The organism is Phaeobacter sp. JH20_02 (genome assembly GCF_048056915.1).
GTDB classification, from domain to species: Bacteria; Pseudomonadota; Alphaproteobacteria; order Rhodobacterales; family Rhodobacteraceae; genus Phaeobacter; species Phaeobacter bryozoorum.
The window spans coordinates 280,732-298,275 of record NZ_JAYMVP010000022.1 but is presented as its reverse complement, the minus strand read 5'-3'; the positions used below and the strand labels follow the sequence as shown (position 1 = coordinate 298,275).

Annotated in this window: 17 protein-coding genes and 1 tRNA gene; 12 read left to right on the top strand and 6 right to left on the bottom strand. The window is 62.3% G+C overall.

The features are described from left to right. Positions 1-3 precede the first annotated feature (3 nt). The 3 genes from VWY34_RS08185 to VWY34_RS08175 form a co-directional block, all read right to left on the bottom strand. Positions 4-1,188: a M24 family metallopeptidase gene (locus tag VWY34_RS08185; protein ID WP_416544050.1), complete on the bottom strand. Its 1,185-nt coding sequence runs from the start codon at positions 1,186-1,188 to the stop codon at positions 4-6. Positions 1,189-1,209: 21 nt separating this feature from the next. Then, positions 1,210-2,583: an aspartate aminotransferase family protein gene (locus tag VWY34_RS08180; protein WP_416544049.1), complete on the bottom strand. Its 1,374-nt coding sequence runs from the start codon at positions 2,581-2,583 to the stop codon at positions 1,210-1,212. Between the two features lie 298 nt (positions 2,584-2,881). Further along, a complete protein-coding gene (locus VWY34_RS08175; protein WP_416544048.1) occupies positions 2,882-3,907 on the bottom strand; it encodes a LacI family DNA-binding transcriptional regulator in 1,026 nt (341 codons plus the stop codon). A 128-nt stretch (positions 3,908-4,035) separates the two neighbouring features. Between VWY34_RS08175 and VWY34_RS08170 the strand changes: the two genes are divergently transcribed. From VWY34_RS08170 to VWY34_RS08120, 11 genes are all read left to right on the top strand, one after another. Next, complete coding sequence (locus tag VWY34_RS08170; protein WP_416544047.1) at positions 4,036-4,221, top strand: hypothetical protein; 186 nt, start codon at positions 4,036-4,038, stop codon at positions 4,219-4,221. A gap of 23 nt (positions 4,222-4,244) precedes the next feature. Next, a complete protein-coding gene (locus VWY34_RS08165; protein WP_416539260.1) occupies positions 4,245-5,390 on the top strand; it encodes a TRAP transporter substrate-binding protein in 1,146 nt (381 codons plus the stop codon). 112 nt (positions 5,391-5,502) lie between these two features. After that, a complete protein-coding gene (locus VWY34_RS08160) occupies positions 5,503-6,015 on the top strand; it encodes a TRAP transporter small permease (protein WP_340544843.1) in 513 nt (170 codons plus the stop codon). A 13-nt stretch (positions 6,016-6,028) separates the two neighbouring features. Further along, the gene (locus VWY34_RS08155) at positions 6,029-7,357 is read left to right on the top strand and encodes a TRAP transporter large permease (protein WP_340544842.1); all 1,329 of its coding nucleotides are present in this window, start codon (positions 6,029-6,031) and stop codon (positions 7,355-7,357) included. An 11-nt stretch (positions 7,358-7,368) separates the two neighbouring features. After that, positions 7,369-8,676, top strand: coding sequence for a histidinol dehydrogenase (gene hisD / locus VWY34_RS08150; protein ID WP_416544046.1), 1,308 nt, complete (start codon positions 7,369-7,371; stop codon positions 8,674-8,676). Further along, on the top strand, positions 8,669-9,430 hold the full coding sequence (locus VWY34_RS08145) for an SDR family NAD(P)-dependent oxidoreductase (RefSeq protein WP_416544045.1): 762 nt from the start codon (positions 8,669-8,671) through the stop codon (positions 9,428-9,430). The genes hisD and VWY34_RS08145 overlap by 8 nt, the downstream gene beginning before the upstream one ends. Beyond that, complete coding sequence (locus VWY34_RS08140; protein ID WP_416544044.1) at positions 9,427-10,407, top strand: alcohol dehydrogenase catalytic domain-containing protein; 981 nt, start codon at positions 9,427-9,429, stop codon at positions 10,405-10,407. The genes VWY34_RS08145 and VWY34_RS08140 overlap by 4 nt, the downstream gene beginning before the upstream one ends. Before the next feature lie 30 nt (positions 10,408-10,437). Continuing rightward, entirely contained in the window at positions 10,438-10,848 is a 411-nt protein-coding gene (locus tag VWY34_RS08135) for a universal stress protein (protein WP_416544043.1), read from the top strand. 39 nt (positions 10,849-10,887) lie between these two features. Beyond that, positions 10,888-11,394 carry a sulfopyruvate decarboxylase subunit alpha gene (comD, locus tag VWY34_RS08130; protein WP_027256510.1) on the top strand — a complete coding sequence of 169 codons (507 nt, stop codon included), beginning with the start codon at positions 10,888-10,890 and terminating at the stop codon, positions 11,392-11,394. Beyond that, entirely contained in the window at positions 11,391-11,945 is a 555-nt protein-coding gene (gene comE, locus VWY34_RS08125; RefSeq protein ID WP_416534739.1) for a sulfopyruvate decarboxylase subunit beta, read from the top strand. The genes comD and comE overlap by 4 nt, the downstream gene beginning before the upstream one ends. Beyond that, positions 11,945-13,054, top strand: coding sequence for an alpha-hydroxy acid oxidase (locus VWY34_RS08120; RefSeq protein WP_416544042.1), 1,110 nt, complete (start codon positions 11,945-11,947; stop codon positions 13,052-13,054). The genes comE and VWY34_RS08120 overlap by 1 nt, the downstream gene beginning before the upstream one ends. Positions 13,055-13,089: 35 nt before the next feature. On the opposite strand, the gene VWY34_RS08115 is transcribed toward VWY34_RS08120, so the two are convergent. From VWY34_RS08115 to VWY34_RS08105, 3 genes are all read right to left on the bottom strand, one after another. Next, the gene (locus tag VWY34_RS08115) at positions 13,090-13,734 is read right to left on the bottom strand and encodes an acyl-homoserine-lactone synthase (RefSeq protein ID WP_416544041.1); all 645 of its coding nucleotides are present in this window, start codon (positions 13,732-13,734) and stop codon (positions 13,090-13,092) included. Between the two features lie 113 nt (positions 13,735-13,847). Then, complete coding sequence (locus VWY34_RS08110) at positions 13,848-15,551, bottom strand: ATP-binding protein (RefSeq protein ID WP_416544040.1); 1,704 nt, start codon at positions 15,549-15,551, stop codon at positions 13,848-13,850. 384 nt (positions 15,552-15,935) lie between these two features. Next, a tRNA-Thr gene (locus VWY34_RS08105) sits at positions 15,936-16,011 on the bottom strand. Between the two features lie 379 nt (positions 16,012-16,390). Here VWY34_RS08105 and VWY34_RS08100 point away from each other — a divergent pair. Continuing rightward, entirely contained in the window at positions 16,391-17,380 is a 990-nt protein-coding gene (locus VWY34_RS08100; RefSeq protein ID WP_416544039.1) for a hypothetical protein, read from the top strand. Positions 17,381-17,544 lie beyond the last annotated feature (164 nt).

Below are 17,544 nucleotides of genomic sequence, written 5' to 3'. Positions count from 1 at the left end.
GGCTCATCCTTTTATGAACAGTTTCCGCTCCACTGTGCAGAGCGGTTCGGCGGCGCCGGTGTCGCGGATCAGCAGGGTTTCGGTGGTCTCAAGCCCCCAGCTGTCCATCCAAAGCGCCGGCATAAAGTGGAACACCATGCCCGGTTGCAGCACGGTGGTGTCTTCGCTGCGGATCGACGCCGTTCGTTCGCCCCAGTCCGGCGGGTAGGACAGGCCAACCGGGTAGCCCATGCGGCCAGAGCGTTCGATGCCGTGTCTGGCCATCACCGCCATAAAGGCATCGGCAATGTCGCAGGTGCGATTGCCTGCGCGCGCCGCCTCGATTCCGGCGGCGATGCCTTCGATCTGGGCAGCCTCGGTTCGCAGCATCTCCGCCGGAGGAGTGCCGAGGAAGACCGTGCGCGACAGTGGCGCATGGTAGCGGCGATAGCAGCCGGAGAGTTCAAAGAACGTCGCCTCGCCCGCGCGCATCGGGGTGCCGTCCCAGGTCAGATGCGCTGCGGTGGCATCCAACCCCGAAGGGGTCAGCGGCACGATGGCGGGATAATCCCCCCAGTCGTCGCCCACGCCGGTGATGCCCGCATGAATAATATCCGCGACCAGATCATTTTTGCGCACCCCGGGTTCGGCGCGGTCGATGGCGGTCTGGATCACCCGATCGGTGATCCGCGCGGCCTTGCGCATGAAGGTCAGCTCAGCCTCGGTTTTGATCAGCCGTTGCCAGTTGACCACTCCGGTTGCGTCCTGAAGGTCGGCCTGAGGCAGCTCTGCCGCCAGTACCGCATGTGCCTTGGCTGAATAGTAGTAATTCTCCATCTCGACACCGATGCGGGCGCCCTCAAGCCCCTGCGCGCGCAGCCGCTCGGCCAGATCCTGCATCGGATGGCGGTCGATTGATTGAACATAGTGATCGCCGTAGCCGAGAAGCCTGTCCTGAGCCATCCAGCAGGTGCGGCGGGCCCCCATCATGTCCATATGCCGCCCCCACCAGATCGGATCATCGTTATGGGTGACGATCACCCCCTGATGAACATAGAAGGACCAGCCGTCATAGCCGGTGAGCCAGGCCTGATTGGAGGGATCGGTGACAAAGAGCGCATCCAGACCGGCGGCAGCCATGGCGGCCCGGGTCTTGGCCAGCCGCTGCTGGTATTCGGATTGCTCAAACGGGGTATTTGGCTTGACCATTTTGTATCTCCCTTCCTGCCCTCAGCCCAGAACCGCAGTGACGGCCCGGTGCGTTGCCGCGACCACCTGATCTGCCTCCTGCCGGGTCAGGCAGAACGGCGGCGCAAAGCCGAGGATATCCCCCTGCGGCATCGCCCGCGCAATCACGCTGTCCTGCTCTAACAGTTTGGCCGCGATCTGCGGTCCGATCTTGTCACTGGCGTCAAAGAAACGGCGATCATCGCGGTCGGCCACGAATTCCACCGCGCAGAGCATCCCCTCGCCGCGCACGTCGCCCACATTGGGATGGTCTCCCAGCGCCTTGCGCATCTCATCATTGAGGTAGGCGCCGATGGCACCGGCGTTTTCGACAAGTCCGAGCTGGTCGATCAGATTGAGGTTGGCCACGCCAGCGGCGGCGCCGATGGGATGCGCCGAATAGGTCCAGCCATGACCAATCGGGCCGTTCTCATCTGTGCCGCGCTCCAGAACCTGCCACATCTTGTCTGACACGATAGAGCCCGACAGCGGCGCATAGGCCGAGGTCAACCCCTTGGCGATGGTGATAAGATCGGGTCGCATGCCGTAGTGATCAGAGCCGAACATCGTGCCCAACCGGCCAAAACCTGTCACCACCTCATCCGCGACCAACAGGATATCGTGGCGCTCCAGTACCGCCTGAATGGCGGGCCAGTACCCGGCAGGCGGCGGCACGATGCCCCCGGTGCCCAGCACCGGCTCACCGATAAAGGCCGCGATGGTGTCGGCCCCCTCACGCTCGATCAGCGCCTCAAGCTCAGCTACGCAATGGGCGACAAAATCGGCCTCGCTCTGGCTGCGATCCGCACGGCGGAAGTAATATGGCGCCTCGGTATGCACCACCTGCGCCAGCGGCAGATCGAATTTGTTGTGAAACAGCTCCAACCCGGTCAACGACCCCGTCATCAGCCCGGATCCGTGATAGCCCCGCCAGCGGGAGATGATCTTTTTCTTTTCCGGGCGGCCGAGGATGTTGTTGTAATACCAGATCAGCTTGATGTTGGTTTCATTCGCGTCGGACCCGGAAAGGCCGAAATAGACTTTCGACATGTGATCGGGCGCCCGGTCCATGATCATCTTGGCGAGGGTGATCGAGGCCTCGGTGCCATGGCCGACATAGGAGTGGTAATAGGCCAGATCGCGGGCCTGGGTGGCGATGGCCTCGGCAATCTCAGGGCGCCCATAACCGACGTTGACGCAGTAAAGCCCCGCAAAGGCGTCCAGCATCCGATTGCCATCGCGATCCTCGATATGGCAGCCACTGCCGCCGGTCACCACCCGCTGCGGCAGGTTTCCACGGGCAAATTCGGCAAGATGCGTGGAAGGGTGGAAAAAACTGTCGCGGTCCCATTGGTCCAGTTGATCGTTGTGCAGCATGGCTCTGTCCTTGGCTATGGCGGCGCGCCGCCTTTGGTCACATGAAGGGAGCCAGTTGCACGCGACAGGCCAGCGGGGCGGCCTGTTTTTGAGCAGAAGAAGGCTCCGCTCACCCGGACAGCAGCGCGCAATGCCTTTATTGCCAGGGTCGTGCAGCAGTTGGACCATGAGAGACCGGCCGATGGCAACAGATTTTTTTGCGCCGTCGCTAGGACCGGTGGTCGCCGGCCCCTGCCCCGATGGTCGACGCCGCAGATCTGTTTCCAAACCGCGCGGTATCACAGATTCGACGGCAGCCCTATTCGGCAGGCGGCGGCGCCAGGGAGTTCCGTCTGACAACAGCTGTGTTGATGCAGATCGACTGACCGTCGGAGCGGCCTTCAACCATGGCGATCAGCTGTTGAGCCGCCTTGCGCCCCATTTCACGGTGCGGAACATGCACCGTCGTCAGCGGTGGGCTGACGATCTCCGCCAGTTCAATATCATCAAAGCCGGTTATCGAGACATCCTGCGGCACCGCGATGCCAAGGCGATGCGCCTCGCCCAGCGCACCGACTGCAAGAACGTCATTGCCACACATGACCACGGTCGGACGAGGATCACGGGCCATCAACTCAGCAAATGCCCTGGCGCCTTTTTCAATTTCATAGGGGGTTTCGATCAATGTCAGCGCCTGCGGATCGCAGCCCTGCGCCTGGAGGGCATCGCGGACCCCGCTGACGCGGTTCTGTGCCCGGTCATTGCCTTGCCGGATACCCGAGATCATGGCGATGCGACGGTGGCCCGCCGTTAGCACCGCCTGCGCCAGCTCATACATGGCCCCGGTATTGCTGAAGCCGACGGAGATCTGAGGCAGGTCGGGCGCATATGACCAGGCCACCAGAACCGGCACCTGATGTTTCGCAAGATACTGGTAGATCTTCTCGTCCCGTTCATGGCCAATCAGCAGCAGACCGTCGGCCCCGCGCGCAACCAAAGCCCGGATCTGCTCCTCCTCCACGTCTGGGCTGTAGGCGGAGCTGGAGACGAGAAGCGTATAGCCATCCTCGCGCAGCTGGTCCTGAAATGCCTGCAGGCCGCGGGCAAAGATCGCGTTGTCCATGGTGGGAATGATCGCCCCGATGGTGAAGCTGCGTTTGGCAGCCATCACCCGCGCGGCGAAATTTGGCGTGTACCCCAGCGATTCGACCGCTTCCATCACCCGGTCGCGGGTTGCCTTGATCACCCGATCAGGTGAATTCAGGCAGCGCGACACCGTCGCGGTGGAAACGCCCGCCGCCTTGGCAACATCGTTAAGTGTTGGAGCTGAGGGGATTTTTCCCATGTCTTACCTGCCATGTCTTTGGCGTATGTTAGCATAAATCGGGGCAGCTGCCAGCCGCCAATGTAAGCGCTTGCATTATTGATGTAAGCGCTTACAAATGATGTTGAGATACAAACCGGGATCTTGCGATGTTTCTGATGGCGTCTGTTTGCGTATTTGTCGTGTTCTTTGCCAATGTAGCCCTCGGCGCGTTTGGCGGCGGCGGCTTCCTGAGCGATGTCGGCGAAATGGTGGTCCTGTTTGCAGCTTCCATTCTGTTTGTGGCGGCAATTCTCAAACGAGAGGCTGACCAGAAAAATCAAAACGGCAGCTGACGGATTTCCAAGGGAGGAAGACAATGACCAATGGCAAGGATGGCCTCAAATCTGCGGAGCGCCGCAATTTTCTGAAACTGGCCTCGACCGGCTCTTTTACTGCGGCGATGGTCGCAGGTGCTGGCGGTGTGCTCTGGTCCACTGAGGCGGTTGCGCAAACCGCCAAGGAGGAAAAGGAACGTGAGGGTGCGGCCGAGCATATCATGACCGTGGCAACCGCCTATGTGCTGGGGGCGTCGCGCAGCTATCCGATCATGCAGCTGGATCTGAAGGAAAACATCCAGAACGCCACCAACGGCAAGGTCTACGTGAAGCTAGCCCCCGGCGGGCAGCTCGGCGCAGGCGGCGCTTTGGTGCAGAAGGTACAGGGCGGCACCATCCAGGCGGCGCAGCATTCGCTGTCAAATTTCGCGCCCTTTGCCTCTACCGTAGACCTGATCAACATGCCCTATCTCTGCGGTTCCAACCAGCGGTTCACCAATCTGGTGACCTCAGATTTCTGGAACTCGGAGGTGCATCCGAAAGTGGAGGCCGCAGGGTTCAAGGCGCTGTTCTATGTGAACATCGACCCCCGTGTGGTGGCGGTGCGCAAGGGTGGCAACGCGGTGATGTCACCCGGTGACATGGCCGGGGTGAAATTCCGGGTGCCAGGCTCGAAGATGCTTCAGCAGTATTACCGCATGGTCGGTGCCAATCCGACGCCAGTGGCCTGGGGCGAGACGCCATCGGCCATCAAACAGGGTGTGGCGGATGCGCTCGATCCATCGGTCGGGGCGCTCTATGTCTTTGGCTTCAAGGATATTCTCAGCCATGTAACCTTTACCCAGGCGGTGCCGGACAGCCAAGTTTATTCCTGTAATCTGGAATGGTTCAATTCACTGCCCGCCGATGTGCAGGAGGGCGTGATGTGGGGGTCTGAAATGACCGCGCATCAGAACCTGTCCAAAGTGCCCTCCGCCCGCGCCTATGCGATGGCGGAACTGACCAAGGCCGGTGTCGAATTCCATAGCCTCAGCGACGATCAGCTGGGCGAATGGCAAGAGGCCGGCGGCTATCAGCGCAGCGAATGGGATTCCTTCAAGACCGAGCTGGCAGGCTCAATGGACAATTTCGCCAAGCTGGAGGAGGCCGCAGGCACCCAGGGCAAATACTTCGTCCACGACGCCTGAGCCGGACCGGGCGGGCATCGCGTAGCCCCCCGCCCGTCCTTATTCCAACAGCCGCCGCCGCAACAGTCTCCCGGGCTGGTTGCGGGGGTGCGCCTGAACCACGGGAACAGCAATGCAGATCCTGCGAACGATCGACAAGAACGCGGAGCGCTGGCTGCTTCTGGTGTTCTATGTGATGCTGGTCATCACAATGGCAATCGAGGTGATCCGGCGCGAGCTGTTTGCCTTCTCCTCGATCTGGGGCGAGGAGATCGTCCGCTATTCCTTCATCTACCTGGCCTGGATCGGTGCCGCCGCCGCGGTCAAGGAACGTGCGCATATCCGCATTGATGTGCTGATGCACTACCTCGGCCCACGGCCCAAGGCGCTGCTCTATATCTTTGGCGATCTGGTGATGTTCATCGTGGCGCTGGTGGCGCTCTACTGGTCATTCGAGACGGTTCTGGTCTCCGCCAAGTTCGGATCGGTCAGCCACGGGCTGCGGATTTCGATGGTCTGGTTCCTGATGGCGGTGCCTGTGGGCTTTGCGCTGATGGTCTGGCGGCTCTTGCAATCCTTCCTGCGCGACTGGCGCAGCCTTCGCGACGGCACCCCCGTCTTCGAAGGCGACAAGCTGTTTGATTGAGGGGCGTTAAGCGATGCTGTGGAATTCACTCAATCAAACGGTCGAACTTGGATGGGACTTCTACCTGCCGGTGATCATGTTCGTGGCGCTGATTGCGCTGGCGGTACCGGTCTGGGCCGCCATCGGCGCGGCGGCGATCACCATGCTGGTGATGTCGGGCGACCTGCCGCTGAGCGCCATAGGCGAAAGCCTGTTCACCGGCATTGATGCCTTTGCGCTGACCGCGGTGCCTTTGTTCATCCTGACCGGCGACGTGCTGGTGCGCACCGGCCTCAGCAAGAAATTTCTGGATGTGGCAGAGGCGCTGACCTGCTGGACGCGGGGCGGCTTCGGCTCGGCCACGGTGCTGGTCTGCGGCATGTTCGCGGCGATCTCCGGCTCCGATGCGGCCGGTGCTGCCGCCGTTGGACGGATGACCATCAACCGGCTGGTCGAAAGCGGCTACCCCCGCCCCTATGCCTGCGCGCTGGTGGCTGCGGGTGCCTGCACCGGCATCCTCATCCCGCCCTCCATCGCCTATATCATCATCGGTCTGGTGCTGGGCATTTCCGCCTCCACCCTGTTCCTGGCGGCGCTGATCCCGGGGATTGCCATTCTGGTGTCGATCCTGGTCACCAATATCATCATGAACCGGCTTTACACTTATGAGACCGGCGGCAACATGGGGTTCGGTGAATGGCTGGGCAATCTGGGCCAGTCGCTGAAATCCGGCTGGTATGCCTTCATCGTGCCGGGGATCATCTTCTATGGCATCTTCTCAGGCCGCCTGACCCCGACAGAGGCCGGCGCCACGGCAGTGGTCGTCACCATCCTGATGGGCTTTGTCCTCGGCACCCTGAAACTGGCGGATTTCCCCGCGATGCTGGTCAGCTCTGCGAAGGTCAACGGGGTGATCCTGCCGATCATCGCCTTCTCCGCGCCGCTGGCAGAGGCGCTGGCGATCATGGGTGTGCCGCAGGGGTTTGTGACGGCTGTGACCGGGCTGACCGATGACCCCTCTGTGCTGATCCTGCTGATGATCTGCATCCTGATTGCGGCCGGCTGCGTGATGGAGACAACCCCCAACATCGTGATCCTGGCGCCGATCCTGAAGCCGCTCGCCGACAACATCGGCATGAACGAAATCCAGTTCTGCATCATGATGATCACCGCGCTGGGGGTCGGCTTTATCACCCCGCCCCTGGGCCTGAACCTCTTTGTCGTCTCCGGCATCACCGGCGAGTCCATCCTCAAGATCGCCGCCCGCGCCATCCCCTTTGTGCTGACCATGCTGATCGTGGTGCTGCTGATCGCCTATATCCCCGCGATTTCGACCACGCTGCTTCCTGATATTTACAAGTAGGACCCTCTGACATGACCCGTGAATACCTGAAAAAGGCGGCCCTGACCCCCAAGTCGGACGCGTCCGAGACCCATAAGATCGTGCAAGGCATCCTGGACGACATTGAGGCCGGCGGCGATGCCAAGGCGCTGGAGTATGCCGCGAAGTTCGACAAATACGAGGGTAACGTCCTGCTGACGGCAGAGGAGATCGAAGCCGCCTGCGCGCAGGTACCGGAGAAGCTCAAGGCCGACATCCGGTTTTCCCACGACAACGTGCGCCGCTTTGCCGAGCTGCAGAAAAGCACGATGCAGAACGTGGAGACCGAAATCTGCCCCGGCTTCATCACCGGGCAAAAGGTGATCCCGGTGGATGCGGCGGGCTGCTATGTGCCGGGCGGGCGCTACAGCCATATCGCCAGCGCCATCATGACGGTGACCACCGCCAAGGTGGCGGGCTGCAAGCACATCACCGCCTGCTCGCCGCCGCGCCCCGGCGTGGGCGTGGCCCCCGCCATCGTCTATGCCGCCCATATCTGCGGCGCCGACAAGATCATGGCGATGGGCGGCGTGCAGGGGGTTGCGGCGATGACCTTTGGCCTGTTCGGCCTGCCCAAGGCCAATATCCTGGTCGGCCCCGGCAACCAGTTCGTGGCGGAGGCCAAGCGCATCCTGTTCGGCCGCGTCGGCATCGACATGATTGCTGGCCCGACCGACAGCCTGATCCTGGCCGACAGCACCGCCGACGCCCATATCGTCGCCACCGATCTGGTGAGCCAGGCCGAGCATGGCTATAACTCGCCGGTCTGGCTGGTGACCGACGATCGCGCCCTGGCCGAGGACGTCATGCGGCTGGTGCCGGGGCTGATCGACGACCTGCCGGAGGTGAACCGCGAGAACGCCGCCGCTGCCTGGCGCGACTATGCCGAGGTGATCCTGTGCAAAGACCGCGAGGATATGGCGGCCTGCTCCGACGAATACGCGCCCGAGCATCTGACCGTGCAGGCAGAGGATCTGGACTGGTGGCTGGAGCAGCTGACCTGCTACGGCTCGCTGTTTCTGGGTGAGGAGACCACGGTCTCTTACGGCGACAAGGCGGCGGGCACCAACCACGTGCTGCCGACCTCGCGCGCGGCCAGCTATACCGGCGGGTTGTCAGTTCACAAATACATGAAGATCGTCACCTGGCAGCGCGCCACCCGCGAAGGCTCGAAACCGGTGGCGGAGGCCACCGCGCGCATTGCCCGGCTGGAAGGGATGGAAGGCCACGCCCGCGCCGCTGATGTGCGGCTGGCCAAGTATTTCCCGGACGAAACCTTTGACCTGACCGCCAATGGCTGACCCGCGCGCCCTGTTCGATCTGTCAGGCCGCACCGCCTGCATCACCGGCGCCAGCTCCGGGCTGGGGCGGCGCGCGGCCATCGCGCTGGCCGCCGCCGGGGCGCAGGTGGTCGCGGTGGCGCGCCGGGCGGAGGCTTTGGAAAGCCTTTGTGCAGAGATCGGACCAAGCGCGGCTTACGCGGTCGCGGATGTGGCGGACCGCAGCGCGCTGGAGGCACTGCGGGACACCGTCACCGACCCTTTTGGCGCGCCGGACATCCTGATCCACGCGGCCGGCGTCAACACGCGGCAGCCTGCGGATGAGGTGACCACGGAAGGCTGGGACCGCACCCTGGCGCTGAACCTCTCGGCGCCCTTCTTCCTTAGCCAAACGTTTGTGCCTGTGATGAAGGACAGGGGCTGGGGGCGGATCGTCAATTTCGCCTCGCTCCAGACCTCCCGCGCCTTTCCCGGCGGCATCGCCTATGGCGCCAGCAAGGGCGGGATCGGCCAGCTGACCCGCGCCATGGCAGAGGCCTGGTCGCCCCACGGCATCACCGCCAACGCGATCGGGCCGGGGTTCTTCCCGACCGAGCTGACCCAATCAGTATTCGAGGATGACGCCCGCGCCGCCCGCAATGCCGCGCAGACCTGCATCGGCCGCAACGGGCGGCTGGAGGATCTCGACGGGCCGCTCTTGTTCCTGTGCTCGGAGGCCTCGGCCTATGTCACCGGGCAAATCCTGATGGTTGACGGGGGGTTCACCGCGAAATGAAAGCCTTGGTTTATGAAGGGGTTGAGACGCTTGCCGTCCGCGATGTGCCGATGGCCGCGGGCCAGCCGGGCGAGCATCTGATCCGCATCCATGCCTCCGGCATCTGCGGGTCGGACATGCACGCCTATCTGGGCCATGACGACCGCCGGCCCGCACCGCTGATCCTCGGGCACGAAGCCGCGGGGGTGGTCGAGGACGGGCCGCAGGCAGGCCGCCGCGTCACCATCAACCCGCTGGTCACCTGCGGCAGCTGCGCGGCCTGCGCATCGGGGCGCGAAAACCTCTGCGCCAGCCGCCAGATCATCTCCATGCCGCCGCGCGAGGGCGCCTTTGCCCAGTTCGTGGCGATGCCGGAACGCAATCTGGTGACCGTGCCGGACGCGGTCCCGCTGGCAAAGGCTGCGCTGGCAGAACCGCTGGCGGTCAGCTGGCACGCCGCCCGGCTGGCGCTGGAGGCGCTGCACCCGGACACCGAACGCCGCGCGCTGGTGATCGGCGGCGGTGCCATCGGGCTGGCGGCGGCGCTGGCGCTGCGCGCGATGGGGGTGGAGGACGTCACGATCCAGGAATCCAACGCCGCGCGCCGTGCCTTTCTGACAGATCGCTGCGGCCAGCAGGCGGTGGCGGAGTTTCAGGGCATGGTGCCGCTGGTGGTGGACGCGGTGGGCTATGCCGCCACCCGCACTGCCGCCTCTGCCACTGCCGCGCCCGGCGGGGTGATTGCTCATGTTGGCTTGGGCGAGGACACCGGCGGCTTGGATATCCGCCGCATGACGCTGCAGGAAATCACCTTCATCGGCACCTACACCTATACCGCGCAGGATTTCCGCGACACCGCGCAGGCGATCTTTGACGGCCGTCTCGGGCCGCTGGGCTGGTCTGAGCTGCGTCCGCTGTCAGAGGGCGCCGCTGCCTTTCGCGATCTGCGCAGCGGCGCGGTGGCGGCGCCCAAGATCATCCTCGACCCCTGGGCCTGAGCCCGCGCCCCTAACAAACGGAGAGCAACGATGTATGACAAAATCCTGGTTCCCATGGCTCTGGATCACGGGGTGTCGGGGACAACGCTGAAGGCCGCCGCCACCCTGTGCAACCCCGGCGGGCAGATCACGGCGCTGCATGTCTATGAGGCACCACAGGGATCCGTCAGCACCTACCTCGACGAGGACGCCCTGCGCGAAGGCCTGGCCAACGCCCGTCTGCAGCTGACAAAGAAAACCGCAGGTCATGGCGATGTATCGACAGAAATCGTCAAGGGCCGGTCCTACCGCGCCATTGTCGAATACGCGCAGCAGCATGGCATGGACTGCATCGTCGTCGGCTCCCACAAACCGGGTCTCAGCGACTTTTTCCTCGGCTCGACGGCTGCCCGCGTGGTCCGCCACGCGCCCTGCGCGGTGCATGTCTGCCGCACCTCCTGACCCAGCGAAACAAGACCCCCGAAGCAAAGGCAACCAACCATGAATATCGACAAGAGGATCGCTGACGATCTGGCGGCCAACGGCGTCTCCTTCGTCACCACCGTGCCCTGCAAGCAGCTGGCCGGGGTGATCGAGGAGATCGACCAGCGCGACGACATCTTCCATATCCCCTCCAACAAGGAGGATGAGGGCATGGGGCTGTGCGCCGGCGCCTGGATGGGCGGCAAGCGCCCGGCCATAATCATGCAGAACACTGCCATCGGGGTGACCATCAACACGCTGGCGACGCTGATCCAGTATTACCGGATGCCGCTGCCGATGCTGATCTCCTACCGCGGCGAGCTGCGCGAGCCGGTGGCCTGCCAGGTCGAAATGGCGGTGCATACCAAAGCGCTCTTGGCGCAGCTCAACATCCCGACATACCACTTCCACTGGCAGAAAGATGTCGAGGAGCTGGACAACATCCTGAAATACACCTTCATGTGCAACAAACCCGTTGCCATCCTGACCGACGCCAATTTCTGGGGAGGCTATGGCGACCAATGATCCGTTCCGAAATCCTGAAAGAGATCGCGCCGATCCTACGCAACGAACTGGTGGTCTGCAACATCGGCATTCCGTCGCAAGAGCTGCACGCCATCGACGACCAGCCCAGCAATTTCTACATGCTGGGCACCATGGGGCTGGCGTCCTCCATCGGGCTGGGGCTGGCGCTGGCGCAGCCGAAGCCTGTGATCGTGATCGACGGGGACGGCTCGATCCTGACCAACCTCGGCACCCTGCCCACCATCGGCAACAACGCGCCCGGCAACTATATCCTGATGATTATCGACAACGGCTCCTATGGCTCCACCGGCGATCAGCCGACCTATACCAGCCAGCGCACCGATCTGGCCGGCATGGCACGCGCCGCCGGCTGCGCCCGGGTGGTGGAGGTGCAGGACAAGGACACCGGCCCTGCGCTGGAGGAGGCTTTGGCCAGCGGCGAGGCCACGGTACTGGTCGTCAAATGCGACAGCGGCAACGCCAAGATGCCGGTGATCACGATGGACCCGGTGGTAATCCGCGACCGCTTCATGAAGGCCGTGGCCGACTGATGGGTGCAGGCGCCATCCATTCGGCCGAGGACGCCCGCCGCCTGGCCCGGCGGCGGCTGCCCAGGATGGTGTTTGACTATATCGACGGGGCCGCCGGGCAGGAAACCGGGGCGGCGCGCAACCGTGCGGCCCTGGATGCCATCACCCTGCGGCCCCGCATCCTGCGCGATGTCAGCCGGCGCTCGCTGGCGGTCCGCATCTTCGGCGCCGAGGCGGACCGGCCCTTCGGGATTGCCCCCATGGGCATGTGCAACCTCGCCGCCCCCGGCGCCGACCTGATGCTGGCCCGGCTGGCCGCCCGCCACCGGGTGCCGCATGGGGTCTCGACCGTTGCCTCGACCCCCTTGGAGACTATCCTGGAGGCGGCGGAGGGCTATGCCTGGTTCCAGCTCTATTTCAGCGGCGACGGCACCGGCACCTTCAAACTGGCGGAGCGCGCCCGCGCAGCCGGGTACCAGACGCTGGTGCTGACGGTGGATGTGCCCGAGGTGGGCCGCCGCCCGCGCGAGTTGCGCCATGGCTTCAAAATGCCGTTCCGCATCGGCCCGCGGCAGTTCCTCGATTTTGCCCTGCACCCGCGCTGGTCGCTGACGGCGCTGCTGAAGGGCAAGCCGGTGATGGCGAATTTTCTGATGGAAGGCTATGACTTCGACCGCACCGAAAGCCGGGCGCGCGCCACATGGGACACGCTGGCACGGCTGCGCGACCTCTGGCCCGGCAAACTGGTGATAAAGGGCGTGCTGGACGTTGAAGACGCCCGCGCGCTGGTGTCCGCGGGCGTCGATGCCATTCAAGTCTCCAGCCACGGCGCCCGGCAACTTGAGGCAGCCCCTACCCCGATCGAGATGCTCGCGAAGATCCGGGCCGCGCTGGGGCCGGAATTCCCGGTGTTCTACGACAGCGGCCTCCGGTCGGGTGAAGACGTCCTGAAAGCTTTGTCCATGGGGGCTGATTTTGTATTTCTGGGCCGCATTTTGCAGTTTGCGATTGCTGCAAAAGGAGAATCCGGACTGACCCAGCTTTGGCAGGCGCTCAGCGACGAGTTGAGTATTGCCATGGCACAGACCGGGCGCAACTCACTGGATCGCCGTGACCATCAGATCTGCTAAGATAACGGAATACCCACGCGTGACGCCCTGCGCATTCACGCCGCATCGCTGCGCTGGCTTTTTGCAACGACGCTAAGGTGGTAGGCTTGGCAGACTTCTCCACCCGCTTCGAACCGGGGGCCTGCCGAGCTTATCGAGAGGCTGGCCCTGCGCATGAGCAGCGCCGCCGTCACCGAGGTGATACACAAGAACGTATCAATATTCCAATCCCGGGCGAAACGGGCAAACCCCTGTTCCAGCAGCCGCCGCACCCGCATTCTCTCACGGGCTCCCAGAGTGTCTTCGACAAAGAACCGGCTGACCTCCCAGATCCCCGGATCCTGTGGCGCGGCGTCATCCAGCACATTGGAGGGCAGCCCCGGCAGCAGGCCCAGCTGCGCATCCCGCAACATATAGCTGGTGTTCATACATTGCGCTGTTGTGGGGGTCAGCCTAAAGCCGCCGAGAACAGCCATCCCGTCGTGAACTGCACAGTAGATACTCTCGGGCGTGTCATATTGGTCGAACTCCAATCCACGCACATTGGGCAGATCCCAGCGCCGTAACTTGACGAAATGACGGTAGCGCGCACGCAAAAGCTCGGTAAAGAGCGCGCCGGTCTCCCCAAAATTATCAAATGTAATATCTGTCGACTGCATCCGCGATCCGGCCAGCTGTTCCTGCCGCCCGCGGGCGTGCATTCTGCAAATTTATCGAAAATTTGACTCAACCTATCCGGCAATCGTAAATTTTGAATTAATTCCTGTGGGTTGAACTTCTTTTTACGAACGGTTCTTGTCGGTGTGAGAGCCGATCAGACCGTGCGAGTTAACGACGGCATCGCTATCTTGCGAATTTCCGACAGTAGAACCGATTTCTTGACAGGTTTGGCAAGGTAACTGGCCGCACCCAGCTGCAAAAACAGCTCCTGCTCCTCAGGGGCCGCATTCGCTGTCAGCATGATCACCGGAGTGGCCCCGATCCGTCCACCACGCCGCAGCATTTCGGTCAGTGTTTCGCGACCGTCCATGACCGGCATCTTCATGTCCAACAGCACAAGATCAACCGGGTTCTGCTCAAGCCAGGCAAGCGCCTCGACGCCATTTTCGGCATCTGTGATCTGGACGTTGCTGTTTTTGAGGAAGGCGCGAACGACCATTCTATTGGAGGCGGTATCATCCACCACGAGGATCGACAGCCCCCCGAGATCGCTGATCTCGCTACCGGTTGTCGGCTGTTGAAGGGTCTCAACCTCCGCAGGGTCGAGGCTTTTTATCGGACAGAAAAAGGTAAAGCAGCTGCCCCAGTCGGGGCTGGTCCGAACGGTGATATCGCCCCCCATGATGCGTGCCAGATGGCGGGCGATCGCCAGGCCCAGACCGGTGCCCGGCACATTTGGTGCAGCCTTGTCGATGGCACGATAGAAATCCGTGAACAGCTTGGCGCTCTGCTCGGGTGTCATGCCACGTCCGGTATCAGACACCGCGACACGCAGCATCGCACGCCCCTCGAACTCTTCGATATCGGCGACGACCTCGACATGGCCAGCCTCGGTGTATTTCACGGCATTCGAAACAAGGTTTCCGATCACCTGACGCAGGCGCAGCGCATCACATTCGGCATAGTCGGGAATACCCGGCTCCAATCTGATATGAAGCCTGAGCCCCTTCTCATCCGCCCGTGCGCGATACATTTCAACGGCACTGGAGATTTCTTCGCCCGGGACCGCTGTCGCGAGGTTCAGCTCGAACTGACCGGACTCGATCTTGGCGTGATCCAATACGTCATCAAGAATGCCGGTCAACGCCTGCGACGATTTGCGCAGAAGCTGCGTCTGCTCCCTCAGCGTTTCAGAGCCGGAGTTTTCCTCCTCGATCAGCTCGGACATGCCGCAGATCGCGTTCAAAGGTGTGCGGATCTCATGGCTCATCGCTGCGAGGAAACGGCTCTTCGCGCGGCTTGCAGCTTCTGCCGCACGCAGGGCCTCTTGCAGGCGGGCGGTCAGCCGGTGCTGCACCCACATGGCATGAAGCATGTAGGCGGCCCCCAGCAGGGCGACCACCGCTGCTATGACCATCTCTCCCGCACTGGCAAACCGGGACAGCGTCGCGCTGATCATATAGCCAACCGTGCAGATGATCGGCACCGCCGTGATGATACCGAAATGAAGCCAGGCTGACCGCGCAACAACACAGTGGTTGAGCGCGATGATCAGCAGCATTGCGCCCATCAGTTTCGGAAAGGGTTCCGGGTGCAGAAACAACAGCAATGACAGGGAGTTAAAGACGCAGACTCCGACGAATGCGGAGCCGGCAAACAGCAGCGTGTTGCGGACCGTCACCTCAGATATCAGCCTGCGATAGACCCGCAGCCCAACAACTTCGACAAGGACATAGGCGCCATAGACCACCGCGACGGCCTGAAACGACAGGAAGTAGAGCGACAACAGCGAGACCAGGCTGATGGAGGCAAACCGCGACGGAAGATCCGAGCGCACAAGCTGGTTTTGACTGGACACGGAGTTCACGAGGTCTGGCGATAAAGAAAACAAACGCATCCTCCTTCCCGTGTTTCTTTGGCGCTGTCCCTTCGGTTACGCCCAAGCGTGAAAACAAGCCTCACCTGACTGCATCACTGCTAACCGATTCGTCCCTACCGTTAAATTGCAGTCAAATAATGACGGATGACTTAATACAGTCACGCTGGCCTCTTGACACAGTCAGGTCGATTACCCTGCGCGGTGGCGGTGGATCGGATAGGTCCTGTACCAAAAAGGCCAGCCCGCAGTGCAAGGGCCGGAAAGACCCACGTCATGACCGAAGGTCGCCTGAGAGCACCCCATCAGCTGATTGCGACTGCAAAGAGCGCAAATCAATCGATCATACCAGCGATGTCAGGTAAATGGTGCCCCCACACGGACTCGAACCGCGGACCTACTGATTACAAATCAGTTGCTCTACCAGCTGAGCTATAGGGGCCTTGCGCAGCGAAATAGCGTCTCTGGATGGAGGGTGCAAGACGAAAAATTCGTCACCCACCCGAGAATTTCGCGGCGTCAATTTCGCAGCAGAGCCCGTGCCCTCTCGTAGCGATCGGCGCAGTGTTCGTCGTGGTCAGACAGGAGGCCGCTGAAGCCCTGCCTTGCAGGCGCATTGACGAAATAGTAGCGCTCAGGCGAAACCTGCGCCTGCTGGTTCGACAGGCAGGCGGTCAGGCAGCAAATGCCAATCTCTCCAGAGACCTACTGGCAGCGGTGGTGGAAATATATGATCATGGCCGCAACCGCATTGCAGGGGATGTCGCATACGTGTCGAAAGTATATGAACACCGCATCGCCAGAAAACCGGACGCCACAACATGACCGATCCCCATTTCAACATCATGATCATCGGACAGGCCGGACGGTTGCAATATGAGGCGGTGCTGTTTGCCGCCTCTCTGCGACACTATGCTCCCGATTTTGCCGGGCGGCTCTATGTGGCGGTTCCGCAGCCTGGACCCAAGTGGCACAAGGACCCGAGCATCCGCAGCCAGCCGGTCTTGCAGGCGCTGGATATGCTTGGGGCGCAACTCCTGCCATTTCAGTCCGACGTCTTTGGTCAGGCCTACCCCTATGGGAACAAGATCGAGGCGCTTCTGGCGCTTCCTGAGGGGCAGCCTTTTGTCTTCTTTGACAGTGATACGCTGATCACCGGTCCGATTGATCAGCTGCCGTTTGATTTTGGTCGGCCCTCGGCATCGCTGCGGCGCGAAGGCACCTGGCCGAAGCCCACGCTCTATGGGCCCGACATGACAGGAATCTGGCGGGCGCTCTATGCCCGTTTCGATCTGGATTTTGACAGCAGCCTCGATCTCAGCCAGCCTGAAAATTTCTGGCGCCGCTATCTCTACTTCAATGCCGGCTATTTCTATGGTGCCTGTCCGCAGGTCTTTGGGCGCCGGTTTCTCGACTATGCGACATCAATCCGCGACGACCTGCCCATGGCGCTGATCGGGCAGTCACTTGACCCCTGGCTGGACCAGATCGCCCTGCCCCTTGTCATCCACAGCCTGGGCGGTGGCCGCGACACGCTGCCGGAGGGATATCTCGACGGGGTGACCAGCTGCCATTACCGCAGCTTCCCGCTGCTATATGCGCGCGAGAGCGACGCCGTTGTCGACGCGCTGGAGACCGTGGCAAGCCCAAACAAAATCAAGAAAGTTCTGAAGCAATATGAGCCGATGAAACGGATGATCTACCAGGGGCGCGGTGCCAAGCTGCGCGCGATGTTTGACCGCGACAACCTGCCTCGCAAGGAGCAGGCCCTGCGCAATCGGATCAAATCCGCAGGCTTCTGGATGCGATAACCGGCGCCGCCGCTGGCAGCCCCGGATCAGGACCAAGGGCCAGGCAGCGCTGTTTCAATCGGCCCCGGCGTCACCGATCAAGAGGCGCGTCCAAATTGCGCCTTGCCTTACGCGCCGTGGCGGAGTGTTCTTACGCGCGAGACGTATTCGACCATCCAAGGGGA